The sequence below is a fragment of the Rhodanobacter aciditrophus genome (assembly GCF_050026795.1).
In the GTDB taxonomy this organism is placed as follows: Bacteria; Pseudomonadota; Gammaproteobacteria; order Xanthomonadales; family Rhodanobacteraceae; genus Rhodanobacter_A.
The window spans coordinates 66395-82960 of sequence record NZ_JALBWP010000011.1 but is presented as its reverse complement, the minus strand read 5'-3'; the positions used below and the strand labels follow the sequence as shown (position 1 = coordinate 82960).

The 16566-nt window shown below is 70.4% G+C and carries 17 protein-coding genes; 2 read left to right on the top strand and 15 right to left on the bottom strand.

The annotated features are described in order from the left end of the window. Positions 1–6: 6 nt before the first annotated feature. The 11 genes from lipA to ACQGNW_RS09065 form a co-directional block, all read right to left on the bottom strand. Positions 7–1017, bottom strand: coding sequence for a lipoyl synthase (gene lipA, locus ACQGNW_RS09115; RefSeq protein ID WP_426662828.1), 1011 nt, complete (start codon positions 1015–1017; stop codon positions 7–9). A gap of 9 nt (positions 1018–1026) precedes the next feature. Beyond that, positions 1027–1695, bottom strand: a complete 669-nt coding sequence (gene lipB / locus ACQGNW_RS09110) for a lipoyl(octanoyl) transferase LipB (protein ID WP_426662827.1) — start codon at positions 1693–1695, stop codon at positions 1027–1029. Positions 1696–1776: 81 nt separating this feature from the next. Next, positions 1777–2067, bottom strand: a complete 291-nt coding sequence (locus tag ACQGNW_RS09105; protein ID WP_426662826.1) for a DUF493 family protein — start codon at positions 2065–2067, stop codon at positions 1777–1779. Then, positions 2067–3326 carry a D-alanyl-D-alanine carboxypeptidase family protein gene (locus tag ACQGNW_RS09100; protein ID WP_426662825.1) on the bottom strand — a complete coding sequence of 420 codons (1260 nt, stop codon included), beginning with the start codon at positions 3324–3326 and terminating at the stop codon, positions 2067–2069. Before ACQGNW_RS09100 ends, ACQGNW_RS09105 begins: the two co-directional genes overlap by 1 nt. Positions 3327–3393: 67 nt before the next feature. Further along, a complete protein-coding gene (locus ACQGNW_RS09095; protein WP_426662824.1) occupies positions 3394–4308 on the bottom strand; it encodes a septal ring lytic transglycosylase RlpA family protein in 915 nt (304 codons plus the stop codon). After that, the gene (mltB, locus tag ACQGNW_RS09090) at positions 4305–5333 is read right to left on the bottom strand and encodes a lytic murein transglycosylase B (RefSeq protein WP_426662823.1); all 1029 of its coding nucleotides are present in this window, start codon (positions 5331–5333) and stop codon (positions 4305–4307) included. Before mltB ends, ACQGNW_RS09095 begins: the two co-directional genes overlap by 4 nt. 105 nt (positions 5334–5438) lie before the next feature. After that, a complete protein-coding gene (rodA, locus tag ACQGNW_RS09085) occupies positions 5439–6554 on the bottom strand; it encodes a rod shape-determining protein RodA (protein ID WP_426662822.1) in 1116 nt (371 codons plus the stop codon). Continuing rightward, the gene (gene mrdA / locus ACQGNW_RS09080; protein ID WP_426662821.1) at positions 6551–8542 is read right to left on the bottom strand and encodes a penicillin-binding protein 2; all 1992 of its coding nucleotides are present in this window, start codon (positions 8540–8542) and stop codon (positions 6551–6553) included. The genes rodA and mrdA overlap by 4 nt, the downstream gene beginning before the upstream one ends. A gap of 16 nt (positions 8543–8558) precedes the next feature. Then, on the bottom strand, positions 8559–9044 hold the full coding sequence (gene mreD, locus ACQGNW_RS09075) for a rod shape-determining protein MreD (protein WP_426662820.1): 486 nt from the start codon (positions 9042–9044) through the stop codon (positions 8559–8561). Then, entirely contained in the window at positions 9041–10054 is a 1014-nt protein-coding gene (gene mreC, locus ACQGNW_RS09070; RefSeq protein WP_426662819.1) for a rod shape-determining protein MreC, read from the bottom strand. The genes mreD and mreC overlap by 4 nt, the downstream gene beginning before the upstream one ends. Positions 10055–10066: 12 nt before the next feature. Further along, positions 10067–11113, bottom strand: a complete 1047-nt coding sequence (locus ACQGNW_RS09065) for a rod shape-determining protein (RefSeq protein WP_426662818.1) — start codon at positions 11111–11113, stop codon at positions 10067–10069. A gap of 273 nt (positions 11114–11386) precedes the next feature. Between ACQGNW_RS09065 and ACQGNW_RS09060 the strand changes: the two genes are divergently transcribed. After that, positions 11387–12322, top strand: a complete 936-nt coding sequence (locus ACQGNW_RS09060) for a carbohydrate kinase family protein (protein WP_426662817.1) — start codon at positions 11387–11389, stop codon at positions 12320–12322. A gap of 129 nt (positions 12323–12451) precedes the next feature. Here the strand turns inward: ACQGNW_RS09060 and glpK are convergent, their stop codons facing one another. Both glpK and ACQGNW_RS09050 read right to left on the bottom strand, forming a co-directional pair. Next, the gene (glpK, locus tag ACQGNW_RS09055) at positions 12452–13954 is read right to left on the bottom strand and encodes a glycerol kinase GlpK (RefSeq protein ID WP_426662816.1); all 1503 of its coding nucleotides are present in this window, start codon (positions 13952–13954) and stop codon (positions 12452–12454) included. Positions 13955–14044: 90 nt separating this feature from the next. Then, a complete protein-coding gene (locus ACQGNW_RS09050) occupies positions 14045–14395 on the bottom strand; it encodes a hypothetical protein (protein ID WP_426662815.1) in 351 nt (116 codons plus the stop codon). Positions 14396–14572: 177 nt separating this feature from the next. Here ACQGNW_RS09050 and ACQGNW_RS09045 point away from each other — a divergent pair, with 177 nt between their 5' ends. After that, positions 14573–14935 (top strand): hypothetical protein, encoded by a 363-nt coding sequence (locus tag ACQGNW_RS09045; RefSeq protein ID WP_426662814.1) that lies wholly within the window; start codon positions 14573–14575, stop codon positions 14933–14935. 137 nt (positions 14936–15072) lie between these two features. Here the strand turns inward: ACQGNW_RS09045 and ACQGNW_RS09040 are convergent, their stop codons facing one another. Beyond that, positions 15073–15372 (bottom strand): STAS domain-containing protein, encoded by a 300-nt coding sequence (locus ACQGNW_RS09040; protein ID WP_426662813.1) that lies wholly within the window; start codon positions 15370–15372, stop codon positions 15073–15075. A 10-nt stretch (positions 15373–15382) separates the two neighbouring features. Then, entirely contained in the window at positions 15383–16561 is a 1179-nt protein-coding gene (locus ACQGNW_RS09035) for a methyl-accepting chemotaxis protein (protein WP_426662812.1), read from the bottom strand. Positions 16562–16566 lie beyond the last annotated feature (5 nt).

Sequence of the window (16566 nt, the reverse complement as noted above, 5' to 3'; positions counted from 1 at the left end):
GAGGAATCAGGCTTGGGCAGTGACGCCGGCTGCATGGGCCTGCAGGTCGGCGTGGTAGGACGAACGCACCAGCGGGCCGGAGGCGACGTGATGGAAACCCATCGCCTCGCCTTCCCTGCGCAGGTCTTCGAATTCTTCGGGGGTCCAGTAGCGCACCACCGGGTGATGGTGCGGCGTGGGCTGCAGGTACTGGCCGATGGTGATCATCTCGACGTCGTGCGCGCGCAGGTCGCGCATCGTCTCCAGCACCTGCTCGCGGGTCTCGCCCAGGCCCAGCATGATGCCGGACTTGGTCGGCACGTCGGGATGCTGCGCCTTGAAGCGCTTCAGCAGGTCCAGCGACCACTGGTAGTCGGCGCCCGGACGCACCTCGCGGTAGAGGTGCGGGACGGTTTCCAGGTTGTGGTTGAACACGTCCGGCGGGAAATCCTTCAGCACCTCCAGCGCGCGCTCCATGCGGCCCTTGCCGCGGAAGTCGGGCGTGAGGATCTCGATGCGGATGTCCGGGCTGGCGTGGCGCGTCGCGCGGATGCAGCTGGCGAAGTGCTCGGCGCCACCGTCGCGCAGGTCGTCGCGGTCGACCGAGGTGATCACCACGTACTTCAGGCGCATGTCGCGGATCGTGCCGGCCAGGCGCGCCGGCTCCAGCGGATCGGGCGGCTGCGGACGGCCATGCGCCACGTCGCAGAACGAGCAGCGCCGCGTGCACACCTCGCCGAGGATCATGAAGGTGGCGGTGCCCTTGCTGAAGCACTCGTGGATGTTCGGGCAGCTGGCTTCCTCGCAGACCGTCACCAGCGCGTTCTCGCGCAGGCGCGCCTTCAGCTGCTGCACGGCGTTGCCCTGCGGCAGGCGCACGCGGATCCAGCTCGGCTTGCGCAGCGTCGGCACCGCGGTGTCGAAACCGGCGCGGTTCAGCGCGATCTTGTCGTTGCCCAGCTGCTTGTCGACCGCGGGCGCACCGCTGACCACGCTGATCGGGATGGACTTGTTCGGGGAAGCGGAGACGTCACTCATCTACTCGGCTCAGACCGCAACGCGCGCGGGCAGTTCGGGGATCATGGGGGCGGCTGGCTCGGCGCGGAAACCGAACTGGCGGCAGAACTCCTGCACCAGTACCTCTTCCACGTCCGCCAGCCGTGACGGGCCGCCCAAGTCTAGCACCTGGGTCACCGCCAAACCCTTGTAGCCGCAAGGATTGATGCGGTGGAAGGGCTCTAGGTTCATGTTCACGTTGAAGGCCAGGCCGTGGAAGCTGCAGCCGCGGCGCACGCGCAGGCCCAGCGCGGCCACCTTGGCCTCGGCCACGTAGACACCCGGTGCGCCTTCACGGCGCCCGGCGACGATGTTCCAGTGCGCCAGCGTATCGATGATGGCCTGCTCGATCCGGTTGACCAGCTCGCGCACGCCCACCCCGGCGCGGCGCAGGTCGATCAGCGGGTAACCCACGATCTGGCCGGGGCCGTGGTAGGTGACCTGGCCGCCGCGGTCCACCGGGACCACCGGGATCTCGCCCGGCGCCAGCACGTGTTCCATCTTGCCGGCCTGGCCCAGGGTGAACACCGGGTCGTGCTCCAGCAGCCAGAACTCGTCCACGGTGTCGGCGGTGCGGTTGTCGGTGAACGCGCCCATCGCCTTCCACGTCGCCGCGTAGGGCTGGCGGCCGAGGCGGCGGATCTTGAGCGGCAGGGACATGGCGAAACCTGGCGAATCGGGGGAATGGGGTGGAGATGCGGCCGGACGGCGGCTAACCAAGGCCGGCCGCGCCGCGCCCGGTCACAGCGTGTAGCGGATGTCCGGGTCGGCGCGCAGCACGGCGTGCGCGCTGTCGTACTGCTCGCGGCTGTCGCAGCGGAAGCTCACCGTGACCGAGACATAGTTGCCGCCGCCGGAATGGCGGTGGCGCACCGTCTCGTGCAGCACGTGCAGGCCCGTGCGTTCCAGCAGCTGCGGCACGCGGACGGGCAGGTCGGCGCTGGCCTTGCCCACCGCGGTGATCTCGAACTCGCCGGGAAAGCGGAAGCCCTTGCCTTCCCGCTTCGCCTGGCTGAAGTCGATCTCGTGCATCATTTCGCGCCCGGCGCCGCGGCTGCGTCGGCCTTCTTGCTGCCGTGGAACCACAGCAGGATCGAATCCCACAGGCGCGAGAAGAAGCCGCCCTGCGGCGCATCCTCCAGCGCGATCAGCGGCACGCTCTGGATCGGCTGGCCGTCCAGCGTGACGCGCAGCGTGCCCACCTGCTGGCCCTTCTTGAACGGGGCGATCAGGGTGGCGGGGATGTCCATGGTGGCCTTGAGCTTGTCGTACTGGCCGGTCTTCACCGTCACCAGCACGTTCCCGGCCACGCCGATCGGCAGCTGGTTGGCCTCGCCCTTCCACAGCCGCGGCGTGGCCAGCGGCTTGCTGGCGTCGTACAGCTTGTGGGTCTCGTAGAAGCGGAAGCCGTAGTTGAGCAGGGCCATCGCCGCGTCGGCGCGCCCCTTGTCGGTGCTGGAGCCCATCACCACCGCGATCATGCGCTCGTCGCCGCGCTTGGCCGAGGCGTCGAGGCAGAAGCCGGCGGCGGAGGTGTGGCCGGTCTTGATGCCGTCCACCGCCGGGTCGCGCCACAGCAGCGCGTTGCGGTTCTGCTGCTTGATGCCGTTCCACTCGAACTCCTTGATCTTGGAGATCGCGTAGTCGTCGGGGAAGTCGTGGATCAGCGCGCGCGAGAGGATCGCGATGTCACGCGCGGTGGAATAGTGGTCGTCCACCGGGTAGCCGGAGGCGTTGGAGTAATGGGTGTTGGCCATGCCCAACTGCTTGGCGTAGGCATTCATCAGGTTCGCGAACGCGTCCTCGGAGCCGGCCGCATGCTCGGCCAGCGCGATCGCAGCGTCGTTGCCGGACTGCACGATCATGCCCTTCAGCAGATCCTCCAGCTTCACCTGGCTGCCCAGCTTCAGGAAGCTGGTGGAGCCGTCGGTGCCGCCGCCGCCGGCGCGCCACGCGTGCTCGCTGATGGTCACCATGTCGTCGGGGTGGATGCGGCCGGCGGCGATCTCGGCAGAGACCACGTAGTCGGTCATCACCTTGGTCAGCGAGGCCGGGGCGCGGCGCTCGTCGGGGTTCTTCGAGGCGAGGATCTGGCCGGTGGCGTAGTCCATCAGCACCCAGCTCTGCGCGTCCACGTCCGGCGGCGGCGGCACCGGCATCACCGGCACCACCGGGCGCGGCACTGTCGGCATCGGGTGTGGCGGCGCGGACGGCGGGGTCTGGGCAACGGCGGCGCCGGCCACCAGCGCGGCGGCGACGAACGGGGTCAGGATGCGACGGAAAAAGCTCATCGTGGTCTGTGGTCCGAAGTGGATTGCAACACGGCGCCGGCGGACGCCGTCAATGGATAAACATCGCTCAGTCTACCGCGACCTGCGGCCGCGGCAGCCCCATGCCCTCGATGCGGGCGGTCACCTGGTCGGCACGATCCACGCCGTCCAGCGGCCCCACCCGCACGCGGCGTATGGTGCGACCGTCGATCTGAACCGACTCCACCTGCACCGGCGCGAAATTGGCCTGGCGCAGGCGCGCGGCCACCCGCTCGGCATTCGCCGGATCGGAGAACGCGCCCACCTGCAGGTAGATGCCCGGCGATCCGGTCCCGTCTGGGACCGTGCGCGGCGGCGCCGGTTCCCCGCCGGGAGCCGACGGGTCGATGCCCTGCACCTCGACCAGCCCGGTGCCCCTGGGCCAGATGCCGATGCGCACCGCGGCGGCGTAGGAGAGGTCGATGATGCGGTTCTCGTGGAACGGCCCGCGGTCGTTGACGCGCACGATCACGCTCTTGCCGTTCGCGAGGTTGGTCACCCGCGCGTAGCTGGGCAAGGGCAGCACCTTGCTCGCGGCGGTGAACTTGTACATGTCGTAGTTCTCGAGGCTGGAAGTCTTGTAGCCGTCGAACTTGTTGCCGTAGAACGAGGCGATGCCCCGCTCGTCGTAGCCGCGCGCGGTGGGCAGCACGCGGTAGCTCTGCCCCAGCACGGTGTAGGGCGACTTGTTGCCGTACAGCGAGCGCGGCTCCGCCTTCGGCACCGGCTCCGGCAAGGTGTAGATGTACGACGGCGGCGCGCCGGCGGGCGAACTGTCGTTGCTGTCGCTGTAGCGCTTGTCCTGCGGCAGGCTGGTGTCGTCGCCATGGTGGAACCAGTCGCGATGCGCGGGGTGCGGTGCCGCGGCGCTGGCCGGCGACGCGGGCCGCACGGCGTGCCGGCTGCCGCAAGCGGCCAGCACCCATGCCGCCGCCAGCAACGGCAGGCAGCGCCGGAACCTCATGGGGCGTTGCCTGCGCCGTCCGCGCCGCGCACGCCGTCCATGATCGCCTGCGCGAGCTGATCCACCGCCATCGCGTACATCGGGCTGCGGTTGTAGCGGGTGATCACGTAGAAGTTGTTGAAGGTGAACCAGTGCTCCGGTCCGCTCGCACCGTCCAGCGTCAGCAGGCTGGTCGGCTCGCCCGGATTGAGGTGCCGGAACGGCGCGTAGCCCCAGGCCTCCAGCTGTTCCAGCGGCCACTGCGGCTGCGCCTGCCAGGCCAGCAGCTTGGCCGCGCCGTCCGGCTGCGCGCGCGCCGCCACCGGACCGCCGTCGATCCAGCCGTGCTTCGCGAAGTAGTTCGCCACGCTGGCGAGGATGTCGGGCAGCGAGTCCACGAGGTCGATGCGGCCGTCGCCGTCGGCGTCCACCGCGTAGTCGCGGATGCTGTCGGGCATGAACTGGCCCCAGCCCTGGGCGCCGGCGTAGGAGCCGGTGAGCGTGTCGAGCGGGCCGGCGAGGTGGTTGTCCGGCAGCTCCAGCAGGGTCTTCAGCTGCTGGCGGAAATAGGGCGCGCGCGGCGGGTAGTGGAAGCCCAGCGTCACCAGCGCGTCGAGCACCCGGTACTTGCCGGTGATGCGCCCGTAGAACGTCTCCACGCCGATGATCGCCACGATGTACTGCGGCGCCACCCCGTATTGCCTGCCGATGCTTTCCAGCAGCGCGCGGTGCGCGCGGTAGAACGCCACGCCGTCGTCGATGCGCTGGCCGGTGAGGAAGATCGGCCGGTACGCGCTCCACGGCTTCGCCTCGGCCGGGCGGCTGATCGCGTCAAGGATGCCCTGCTGCACCTTCGCCTGGTCCAGCAGCGCGTTCAACGCAGCCGGATCCTTGCCGGTGTCGCGCGCCACCTCGCCGACCAGGGCCGCCTGGCCGGGATGGGTGTCAGCCAGCGCCGGTGCCACGGGCAGGAGCAGCGACGCGACGAGCGGCAGCAGGTTGAACAGGTGCAGCCTGCGGCGGCGCGGCGCGAGGTTCACTGGCATGTCTTGATCGGCATCCGTAACGATTGCGCCGAAGCGTAACACGCGCTTCGGCGCAAACCGTGGCACATCCGAGGCGCGCAGCCGGCGGGGATTCGGCGCCCCGGTTCAGTCGTGCCGCTTGCGGTGGGAGTGGATCGACATCAGCATGCCGAAGCCCACCAGCAGGGTCACCGCCGAGGTGCCGCCGTAGCTCACCATCGGCATCGGCACGCCCACCACCGGCAGCATGCCGGCCACCATGCCGCCGTTGACGAACACGTAGACGAACAGGCTCATGCCGATCGCGCCGGCGAGCAGGCGCGAGTAGGTCTCGCGCGCCTCCATCGCGATCCACAGGCAGCGGCCGATGATGAACGCGTACAGCACCAGCAGCAGGCACACGCCGACCAGGCCGAACTCCTCGGAGAACACCGCGAAGATGAAGTCGGTGGTGTGCTCGGGCAGGAAATCCAGCCGCGACTGCGAGCTGTGCATCCAGCCCTTGCCGAACACGCCGCCGGAGCCCACCGCGATCTGCGACTGGATGATGTGCCAGCCGTTGCCGAGCGGATCGGACTCGGGGTTGAGCAGGGTCAACACGCGGTCGCGCTGGTACTGATGCAGGAAATGCCAGGCCACCGGCACCATCGCGCCCGCGCCGGCCAGCAGCACGCCGATGCGCCACCACGCCATGCCGGAGAGGAACAGCGCGAACGCGCCGGCCGCGGCCACCAGCAGCGCCGTGCCCAGGTCCGGCTGCTTGGCGATCAGCACGGCGGGGATCGCGATCAGCGCGCCCACCACGGCGATGTCCTTCCAGCCCGGCGGCAGCTGGCGCGGGTGCAGGTACCACGCCGCCATCATCGGCATGGTGAGCTTCACCAGCTCGGAAGGCTGGAAGCGCATCACGCCGAGGTTCAGCCAGCGGTCCGCGCCGCGTCCCTCGCCCAGCACCGCCACCACCACCAGCAGGAAGGTGCTGCCGGCGTACAGCCACGGCGTCCAGTTGCGCAGCGTGGCCGGCGGGATGCGCGAGATCAGCAGCAGCAGCGCGAAGCCCAGCACGAAGCGCGCGGCCTGCCCGCCCACCAGGGCGAAGCTGCCGTCGGCGGCGCTGTACAGCGTGGCCAGGCCCGCGATCGCCAGCAGCAGCAGGCCCGCCGCCAGCGGCAGGTCGATCCGCGGCCGGGTCAGCACGCGGCGCAGCAGGCGCCGCACCCGCACTTGCAGCAGCTCGATCATGGCGGCGTCTCCGGTGTCGACGCCCCGGCCGGCGTGTCCGGCCCGTCCGGCCCGGCCGAAGCGGCCGGGGCCGGCGCGATCGGCGGCGCTCCGGCGGGAGGCAGGCCTTCCGGCGGCAGCGGCGTGTCCGGCGGCGCGTCCGGCTGGGTGGCCAGCCAGGCGTCGAGGATCTTGCGCGCGATCGGGCCCGCGGAGGAGGCGCCCCAGGCACCCTGCTCCAGCACCACCGCCACCGCGATGCGCGGGTCCTCGGCCGGCGCGAACATTTCGAACCAGGCGCGGTGGCGGCTGGCGAGGTAGGCGAGGCTCTTGTTGTCGTTGTAGGCGTCGGTACGGCGCGAATAGCGCTCGGCGGTGCCGCTCTTGCCGGCAATGGTGTAGGGAAAGCCCTTGCCGAGCCCGTAACCGGTGCCGCGCGGGTCGTTCACCACCATCTGCATGCCCTGGTCAACCGCCTGCCAGCTGGCCTGGCTGGTGACCAGCGAGGGTCCGCTGGGCGGATTGGGCACCGGCACCTTCGGCGCGTCCAGGCCGGCCTGGGTGGCCATTACCAGCCGCGGCGCGTACGGCATGCCGTGGCCAGCCAGGGTGGCCAGCGCGTGTGCCAGCTGCAGCGGGGTCACCGCCCAGTAGCCCTGGCCGATGCCGGCGATCACCGTCTCGCCGGGATACCACGGCTGCCTGTAGCGCCTGGCCTTCCATTCGCGCGACGGCAGGATGCCGCTGGCCTCGCCGTCCAGGTCGATGCCGGTGGGCCGGCCGAAGCCGAACCCGCCCATCCACGCGCTGAAGCGGTCGATGCCCATATCCAGCGCCAGCTTGTAGAAGTAGGTGTTCACCGACCACATGATGGCCTTGCGCAGGTCCACCGTGCCGAAGCCGCCGCGGCGGTCGTCGCGGTAGCCGCGCGACTGGCCGGGGATGTAGAACGTGCCGGTGGAAAGCACGGTGTCCTGCGGCGTGCGCAGGCCCAGCTCCAGGCCGCCCAGGCCCACGAAGGGCTTCACCGTGGAGCCGGGCGGATAGACGCCGCGCAGCGCGCGGTTCAGCAGCGGCTTGTCCGGCGCGCTGGTCAGCGCGTCGTAGTCGGCGTGGCTGATGCCGTCGACGAACAGGTTGGGGTCGAAGGTCGGCACGCTGACCATCGCCAGCACCTGGCCGTTGCGCGGGTCGATCGCCACCGCGGCGCCGGGACGGCCGTCGAACGCCTGCTCAGCGGCCTTCTGGATGCGCGCGTCGATGCTGAGGTAGATGTTCCGGCCGGGCGTGGCCGGGTGCGTCTGCAGCACGCGCTGGGTGCGGCCGTCCGCGTTCACCTCGACCAGCTCGTAGCCCGGCGTGCCGTGCAGCACGTCCTCGTAGGAGCGCTCGACGCCGATCCGGCCCACGTGGGTGGTGCCCTTGTAGCGCGCCGGGTCGAGCCGGGCGAGATCGTCCGCGTCGATGCGCGAGACATAGCCGATCACGTGCGCGAACAGCCCGCCGAACGGATAGCGGCGGTTGAGATAAGGCACCACGTCCACGCCGGGGAAGCGCCAGCGGTTCACCGCGAAGCGGTCGATCTCGTCCTCGGTGAGGCGCATCTTCAGCGGCACGCTCTCGAAGCGGCGGCTCTGCTTCAGCTGCTTGTGGAACGCGTCGAGATCGTCCTGGCTGAGCGGGATGACGCGCTCCAGGCGCTGCAGCATCGCGTCCATGTCCTTGACCTGCTCGGGCACCACCTCGAGCCGGAACGCGGGCACGTTGTTGGCCAGCAGCACGCCGTTGCGGTCGTAGATCAGGCCGCGCGCCGGGGGGATCGGAATCGGCTTGACGCGGTTGTTTTCCGAACGCGTGGCGAACTCGTCGTAACGCGCCACCTGCAGGAACACGTAACGGCCGACCAGTCCGGCCAGGCCCAGCAGGATCAGCACGAAGCCCGCCAGCGCGCGCCGGCGGAACAGCTCGCCCTCGCTCCGTGCATCCTTGATCGCGCGCCGCGGTTTCATGTCACCGGTTCGTGTTTCATTGGATCCGCAGCCGCGCGCGCAGGTCGTCCAGCAGCAGGAACAGGAACGGCCACAGCGCGGCGCCCACGAGCGGGGCGATCCACCAGCTCGCCGGCGGCACCGGCGCACCGGACAGCACCCGCACCACCAACAGCAGGATGCGGTCGTTCAGCAGCAGCGCCAGCACCGCCAGCGCCTGCTGCCACATCGGGAAGAAGCGCAGCCGCGAGCGGAAACGCAGCGCGATGAACACCAGCGCGGTGAGGCGCAGCGCCTGCTCGCCCAGCAGCACGCCGTCGAACAGGTCCGCGCCCAGGCCGAGCAGGAAGGCCAGGCCCAGGCCGACGCGGTCCTCCGACTCCAGCGCCCAGTACAGCAGCACGAGCGCGGGCCAGTACGGCTTGAACGGCTCCAGCGGCGCCGGCAGCGGCACCAGCATCAGCAGCAGCGCGGACATCAGCGTGCCGGCGAACCACCACTGGGACAGGCGCTGGCGGTTCATGGCGTGCTCGCCGCCGTAGCGGGCGGCGCGGCGCTGGCGCGTGGCTGCACCGGCGTGCGGGTGCCCACCGGTGCGGCGGCCGCTGGCGCAGCGGCGGTCGCGCCCGGCGCGGGCGCCAGCGACGCCGGCGGCCCGGCCGCTGCCGCCGGTGCGGGCGGTCCGTCGGGCTCGGCCTGGTCGTGCAGCAGCAGCACGTCCTCGCTGCGCTCCAGGTCGGCCGCGGGCTGCACCTGCGCCACGCGGAACATGCCGGTAGCGGCCGGCGCCACCGCGACCACCTTGCCCACCGGGAAGCCCGGCGGGAAGCGCCCGCCGAGCCCCGAGGTGAGCAGCCGGTCGCCCGGCCGCACGTCGGCGGCCAGCGGGATGTTCGGCAGCACCATGCCGTCGCCGTCGCGCGCGCCGTAGGCCACGGTGCGCAGGCCGGACCGTTCCACCACCACGGGAATCGCGTGCGCCGGGTCGGTCACCAGCATCACCACCGAGGTAGTCGGCAGCACCTCGACCACCTGCCCCATGACGCCGTGCGCATCGATCACCGGCTGGCCCGGCTTCACGCCGTCGCGGCTGCCGAGGTTCAGCACCAGCCGCTGCTGCCAGGCGCCGAGGTCCACGCCCACCACGCGCGCCAGCTGCACGTTGAGGTCGAGGCTGCGCTGGGTGTCCAGCAGCTCCTTCAGCCGCTGGTTCTGCTCGGCCACGCCGGCCATGCGGTTCAGCCGCGCGTTGGCCAGCAGCAGGTCCTCGCGCAGGCGCTGGTTCTGTTCGGTGAGCAGCTTGCGGTCGGCGAACGCCACGCTGAGCGTGCGTATGCCGGCGCCGGGCAGGTTCGCCAGCCGGTACACCGGCTCCACCACCACCGACGCGGCATAGCGCACGCGCCACAGCCAGCCGTTGCGATGGTCGAGCACCATCAGCACCATCGCCAGCGCGAGATAGACGATCAGCCGCAGCGTGCCCGCGGCGTTGCCGGCGAACAGCGGCGAGGACTCATCGCGCGAACGCGCCACGATGAGTCGGCCTTACTCGGGCGCGAAGAAGTCGCTGCCGTGCTGGTCGATCAGCTCCAGCGCCTTGCCGCCGCCGCGCGCCACGCAGGTCAGCGGGTCGTCCGCCACCTGCACGTGCAGGCCGGTCTCCTCGGAAATCAGCCGGTCCAGGTCGCGCAGCAACGCGCCGCCGCCGGTGAGCACGATGCCGCGCTCGGCCACGTCGGAGCACAGCTCCGGCGGGGTCTGCTCCAGCGCCGACTTCACCGCGGCCACGATGCCGGCCAGCGGCTCGTGCAGCGCCTCGAGGATCTCGTTCGAGTTGATCGTGAACATGCGCGGCACGCCCTCGGCGAGGTTGCGGCCGGAGATCTCGATCTCCTTGACGTCCGCCTGCGGGAACGCGCAGCCGATCTCCAGCTTGATCCGCTCGGCGGTGGATTCGCCGATCAGGGTGCCGTGGTTGCGGCGCACGTAGTTGATGATCGCCTCGTCGAAGCGGTCGCCGCCCACGCGCACCGACTGCGAGTAGACGATGCCGTTCAGCGAGATCACCGCCACTTCGGAGGTGCCGCCGCCGATGTCCAGCACCATCGCGCCGCGCGCTTCGTGCACCGGGATGCCGGCGCCGATCGCCGCGGCCATCGGTTCCTCGATCAGGAACACGTCGCGGGCGCCGGCGCCCTCGGCCGACTCCTTGATGGCGCGGCGCTCGACCTGGGTCGAGCCGCACGGCACGCAGACCAGCACGCGCGGGCTGGGACGCAGCATGCGCGACTTGTGCACCTGCTTGATGAAGTGCTGCAGCATCGCCTCGGTCATGGTGAAGTCGGCGATCACGCCGTCCTTCATCGGCCGCACCGTGGCGATGTTGCCCGGGGTGCGGCCCAGCATGCGCTTGGCGTCGCTGCCCACCGCCGCGATCGCGCGCGGGCCGCCCGGACCGCGGTCCTGGCGCACCGCCACCACCGAGGGCTCGTTCAGCACGATGCCCTGGCCGCGCACGTAGATCAGCGTGTTGGCGGTGCCGAGGTCGATCGAGACATCGTTGGAAAAGATCCCGCGAAACTTCTTGAACATGGGGTCCGCCGCGCGCCGGCCTGAGTAAAAAATAAGCTGGCCAGTCTAGTCAGCGCGCCCCCCGCGCGCAACCGGGAAGACGTTAAGAAAGCCTTGCGCAGACGCCATTTACCGCACATTCCGGCGTTCCCGACCCGGCCGGCCGCACGGCCCGCGGATTCGCCATGAACGCGCGTTCACGATACGATGCAAACCTTTGGCCGGGCCCGCGGGTCCGGGTTTGTCGGTCGCGCCGCGCGCGCCATCCTCAGCATTCGGGGCAACCACGCAACCATGTCTGCCGTCATCTGCGGATCGCTGGCCTACGACACCATCATGGTGTTCCAGGACCAGTTCAAGAACCACATCCTGCCCGACCAGATGCACATCCTGAACGTGTCCTTCCTGGTGCCCAGGATGCGCCGCGAGTTCGGCGGCTGCGCCGGCAACATCGCCTACAACCTCAAGCTGCTGGGCGGCGACCCGCTGCCGGTGGCCGCGGTGGGCCAGGACTTCGCGCCCTACCGCGCGCACCTGGAGAAGTGCGGCATCCGGCTCGACCGCGTGCGCGTGTTCGACGACCAGTTCACCCCGCAGTGCTTCATCACCACCGACCTGGACAACAACCAGATCACCGCCTTCCATCCCGGCGCGATGTCCAGCGCGCACGACAACCACGTGCGCGAGATCCCCGACATCGAATTCGGCATCGTGGCCCCCGACGGCCGCGAGGCGATGCTGCAGCACGTGGACGAATTCGCCGCGCGCGGCGTGCCGTTCGTGTTCGACCCGGGCCAGGCGATGCCGCTGTTCAGCGGCGACGAGTTCCGCTCGATGATCGAGAAGTCCACCTACGTGATCGTCAACGACTACGAGTCGCAGCTGCTGCAGACGCGCACCGGCTGGAGCGCCGCGGAGATCGCCGCCCGCGTGGAGGCCTATGTCGTCACGCTGGGGCCGCGCGGCTCGCTGATCCACGCCGGCGGCGCCACGCACGAGATCCCGCCCGCGCGCGAGCGCCGCATCGTCGATCCCACCGGCTGCGGCGACGCATACCGCGCCGGCCTGATCTTCGGCATCATGCGCGACAAGGACTGGCCCACGGTCGGCCGCATGGCCTCGCTGATGGGGGCGCTGAAGGTCGAGCACCCCGGCACGCAGAACCAGCGTTTCACCTACGCCGAGTTCGCCGCCGCGTTCCAGGAGCAGTTCGGCTACGCGCTGGACTGAACCAGATGTCGAGAAAGTGCTTTCCTGCACTTTCTCGACTCGCCGAGTCCGGCGCATGTCCGGACTCGGCTCCGTCGATCAAGCACTGAAGTGCTTGATCGCGTGCGACACATCCCAGTGTCGCAGGCGTCAGGCACTGGGCGTGAACGCGCATGCTGCCTGCACCGCCGCCTGCCAGCCGCGATACAGGCGCTCGCGCTCCGGCGCGGGCATGCGCGACTCGAAGCGGCGCTCCACCTGCCACAGCTGGGCGAGCTGTTCGCGGCTTTCCCAGAAGCCCAGCGCCAGCCCGGCCAGGTAGGCCGCGCCCAGTGCCGTGGTCTCCTGCACCTGCGGGCGCAGCAACGGCACGTCCAGCAGGTCGCTCTGGAACTGCGCGATGAAGTCGTTGGCGATCGCGCCGCCGTCGCAGCGCAGTTCCTTCAGCGGGATGCCCGCGTCCGCCTCCATCGCCGCCAGCACGTCGCGCGACTGGTAGGCCATCGCCTCCAGCGCCGCGCGCACCAGATGCTCGCGGCGCGTGCCGCGGGTGAGGCCGAACATCGCGCCACGCACCTCGCTGCGCCAGTACGGCGCACCCAGCCCCACGAAGGCCGGCACCAGGTAGACGCCGTCGCTGGAGGGCGCGCTTTCGGCCAGCGCCTGCGAGTCGGCGGCGCTGTCCAGCATGCGCAGGCCGTCGCGCAGCCACTGCACCACCGCGCCGGCCACGAAGATGCTGCCCTCCAGCGCGTACTCGACGCGGCCGCCGATGTCCCAGGCGATCGTGGTCAGCAGGCCGTGCCGCGACGGCACGGCCTGCCCGCCGGTGTGCATCAGCATGAAGCAGCCGGTGCCGTAGGTGTTCTTCGCCATGCCCGGCTCGAAGCAGGCCTGGCCGAACAGCGCCGCCTGCTGGTCGCCGGCGAGGCCACCGATCGGCACCGCGGCGCCGAGGAAGCGCGCGGGGTCGGTGTCGCCGACATGTTCGCTGCACGCGCAGACCCGCGGCAGCATCGCGCGCGGCACGCCGAACAGGCGCAGCAGCCCGTCGTCCCAGTCGCGGCGGTGGATGTCGTACAGCAGCGTGCGTGCGGCGTTGCTGGCGTCGGTGACGTGCAGGCGGCCGCCGGTGAGGTTCCACACCAGCCAGCTCTCGATCGTGCCGAACAGCAGCTCGCCGCGCTCGGCCCGCGCCTGCGCGCCGTCGACATGGTCGAGGATCCAGCGGATCTTGCTGGCGGAGAAATAGGCGTCGATCAGCAGGCCGGTCTTCGCGCGCACGGCCGGCCCGCCGCCTTCCGCCTCCAGCCGTTCGCAGATGGCCATGCTCTGCCGCGACTGCCACACGATCGCGTTGTGCACCGGCTGGCCGCTGCGGCGGTCCCACACCACGGTGGTTTCGCGCTGGTTCGTGATGCCGATGCCGGCCAGCTCGCGCGACTCGACCTGGCTGCGCGTCAACAGCTCGGTCACCGTTACCAGCACGCTGGCAAGGACCTCGCGGGGATCGTGTTCCACCCAGCCGGGCTGCGGGTAGATCTGCGTGAACTCGCGCTGCGCGATGCCCGCCACGCGGCCGGCCGCGTCGACCAGCATCGCCCGCGTGCTGGTGGTGCCCTGGTCCAGCGCCAGGATGTATCGCTTCGCCACGGGACACCTCGTGCACGGGGAGCCGCACGAAGATTAGCAGCCGCGTGGCCGTCGCTCGCGGCCGCGCGGGGCCGCGAGCGGTCCGGGCGCTTACCAGGTGCGCACGTCGACCACGCTGGCGGTGAAGCTGCTCATGTCCGGCTGGATGCGGAACATGCGGCCCAGGTCGAAGTTCACCGTGTCGCCGGGGGCGATGTTGGAGGTGCCTGCCGGCCACGCCTGCTTGCTCTGCACCACGTTGCCGGAGGAGTCCTTGATCTGGATGCGGATCTGCGCGGCCGAGGCGGCGGCGCAGTGGTTGACCAGCTCGCCGCGCAGGCTGAGGCGGGCGCCGGCCGCGGCGGGCTTGAAGTCCTTGATCGCGAAATCGGTGGGCGCACAGGCGGCATGGGCGGCCAGCGGGGCCAGCAACAGGGCAGCGACGGCAACGAGGGCTTTCATGAGGTCTCCGGAAACGAGGGGGAGGGAGCCGCCATGCGAACGCAAGCGGATGCGCCTGATATCGGCTGCGTCGCCCGGGACTTTAGGCGGGCACTCCATCGCCGGCTCAAGTTCTACGCCGCGCGGCCGACACCCTGGGTAAGCGCGCAGCCGCGCCCAAGTGGAGAACCGTAGCCCATGAAGAACCTGCTAGTTTCCGCTGCCCTGTTGCTGGCCCCGCTGGCCGCCCACGCCGCCTGCACCCCGCATGACTTCGCGATCGAGGACTTCAAGCCGGCGGTCAACAATGCCGGCATGTCGACGCGCATCGCCTTGCGCGGCGAACTGGTCAACCACTGCGCCGCCGCCTCGGCCGCGCAGATCCGTGTCGACATCAAGGACTCGTCCGGCAAGGTGATGCAGAGCAAGCAGGCGTGGCCGGCGGGCACCTCCAACATCGCCCCCGGCGACAAGGTCGACTTCGACCTGGGCCGCATGTTCCGCTTCCAGCCCGGCATGGAAGCGTTCACCGCCACGGTGGTCGACGTGCGCACCTGGTAGAAGGCCACGCCGACGCAAACGCGAAAGGCTCCCCACGGGGAGCCTTTCGCGTTTGCGTACCCGACACAGATGCACGGCGGCCATCCCCGCAAGCGGCCGGCGCGCGCGGATGCCCGCGGTCGAGCCGGAAACGGCCGTCAGTGCAGCACGAACAGCTTGTCGAAGCCGGCCACGCGCAGGGTGCTGCGCAGCTCGCCGGAGGCGTTCACGATGCGGATGTCCGCGCGGTCGGCGCCGGCGTGCTCGCGCAGCAGCAGCAGCATGCCCAGTGCCGAGCTGTCCATGCCGGCGACCTCGCCCAGGTCGATGACGTAGCTGCGCGCGGGCTTGCCGTCGCCCAGGCAGGCGTCGTGGAAATCGCGGTGGATGCTGAAGTCGAAGCGCTCGCCCAGCTGCAGGGTGAGGCAATCCAGTTCGGTGTCATGGTGGACGATCATGGGGCAATCCTCAGAAGAGTTCGATCTCGCCGGCATCCATCGAGTTCTGCAGCGCCGGGCCGCGCGAGCGCAGGCGCGCCTTCTCGCGCTGGATCGCCAGGCGGCTGCGCACGCGCTGGGCGCGCTCCTCCAGCGCCTCGGACTCCAGCGTGGCGCAGGCCAGCTCCTCGATGTCGCGGGTGCACTCGGTGGTGACCTCCTGCAGTTCGGTGAGCCGGGTGCGGGTCTGCGTGATCAGCTGGCGCAGGATGTCCTCGAACTGCAGCGAGCGCACCGTGGTGGAGACGTCGCTGCCGAGGCCGCGGCTGATCTCGACCACCTGGTCGGCCACCTTGCTGGTGCGCGCGTCGCTCTCGGTGACGTGGGCCGTCATCGCGTCGATGCCGCCCTTGGCCGACAGCGCCACGTTGAGGTCCTGCGAGGCCATCGCGCCGATCAGGCCGCGCAACTGCTCCATCGCCGTGCGGGCGCGTTCCACGTGGCCGCCGATGCGTTCGTTGAGCTGGTTGGAGTTGCTGGCCAGGTTGCGGATCTCGCCGGCCACCACCGCGAAGCCGCGGCCGGACTCGCCCGCGCGCGCCGCCTCGATCGCGGCATTCAGCGCCAGCAGGTTGGTTTCCTCCGCGATGGTGTTGACGTTGCGCAGCAGGCCGAACACCGCGTCCATCTCCTTCGCCATGCCGTCGATGCGGTAGACGATGCGCAGGCTCTCGCGCGACATCTGCACGATCATGCCGACGAAATGCTCCAGCAGGTCGCCGGTGCGTGCCGCAAAGTCCTGCACCGACACGCCGCCGTCCTGCACGTCGATGATCTGCTTCAGCAGCGACTGCTGCAGCGCGGTCTTGCTGGACAGGCCGTCGAAGCCGCCACCCAGTTCGGACACCGCATCGCGCAGCAGGTCCAGGCCCTGGTGCAGCTCGCGGGTGGCGTGGCCGAGCTCGTCGACCAGCGCGCTGCGCACGTCCTCCAGCGCCGCCCGCACCGGCTCGGTGCTGGCGGGCACGGCGGCGACGGGTTCGGCCGGCGGCGCGACGCGCGCGGCAACGGCCCAGGCCGCGGTCACGGCAAGCACCAGCAGCGGCGCCAGCCAGGCCGGATGCCACAGCAGCGTCAGCAACAGCGCGGCGGCGCTGGCGGCCCAGCCGGCCAGCGGACGTCGGAACAGGGAGGCGGGAGTGAATGACATGATCC

Excerpts from the sequence above, each read along its gene's own strand:
- ACQGNW_RS09065 (WP_426662818.1), bottom strand. The coding sequence starts at position 11,113 with ATGTTCAAGAAGTTTCGCGGGATCTTTTCCAACGATGTCTCGATCGAC.
- ACQGNW_RS09095 (WP_426662824.1), bottom strand. The coding sequence starts at position 4,308 with ATGAGGTTCCGGCGCTGCCTGCCGTTGCTGGCGGCGGCATGGGTGCTG.
- ACQGNW_RS09045 (WP_426662814.1), top strand. The coding sequence starts at position 14,573 with ATGAAGAACCTGCTAGTTTCCGCTGCCCTGTTGCTGGCCCCGCTGGCC.
- ACQGNW_RS09050 (WP_426662815.1), bottom strand. The coding sequence starts at position 14,395 with ATGAAAGCCCTCGTTGCCGTCGCTGCCCTGTTGCTGGCCCCGCTGGCC.
- mrdA (WP_426662821.1), bottom strand. The coding sequence starts at position 8,542 with ATGAAACCGCGGCGCGCGATCAAGGATGCACGGAGCGAGGGCGAGCTG.
- ACQGNW_RS09105 (WP_426662826.1), bottom strand. The coding sequence starts at position 2,067 with ATGCACGAGATCGACTTCAGCCAGGCGAAGCGGGAAGGCAAGGGCTTC.
- lipB (WP_426662827.1), bottom strand. The coding sequence starts at position 1,695 with ATGTCCCTGCCGCTCAAGATCCGCCGCCTCGGCCGCCAGCCCTACGCG.
- lipA (WP_426662828.1), bottom strand. The coding sequence starts at position 1,017 with ATGAGTGACGTCTCCGCTTCCCCGAACAAGTCCATCCCGATCAGCGTG.
- ACQGNW_RS09060 (WP_426662817.1), top strand. The coding sequence starts at position 11,387 with ATGTCTGCCGTCATCTGCGGATCGCTGGCCTACGACACCATCATGGTG.
- ACQGNW_RS09100 (WP_426662825.1), bottom strand. The coding sequence starts at position 3,326 with ATGAGCTTTTTCCGTCGCATCCTGACCCCGTTCGTCGCCGCCGCGCTG.
- ACQGNW_RS09035 (WP_426662812.1), bottom strand. The coding sequence starts at position 16,561 with ATGTCATTCACTCCCGCCTCCCTGTTCCGACGTCCGCTGGCCGGCTGG.
- ACQGNW_RS09040 (WP_426662813.1), bottom strand. The coding sequence starts at position 15,372 with ATGATCGTCCACCATGACACCGAACTGGATTGCCTCACCCTGCAGCTG.
- mreD (WP_426662820.1), bottom strand. The coding sequence starts at position 9,044 with ATGAACCGCCAGCGCCTGTCCCAGTGGTGGTTCGCCGGCACGCTGATG.
- mltB (WP_426662823.1), bottom strand. The coding sequence starts at position 5,333 with ATGCCAGTGAACCTCGCGCCGCGCCGCCGCAGGCTGCACCTGTTCAAC.
- rodA (WP_426662822.1), bottom strand. The coding sequence starts at position 6,554 with ATGATCGAGCTGCTGCAAGTGCGGGTGCGGCGCCTGCTGCGCCGCGTG.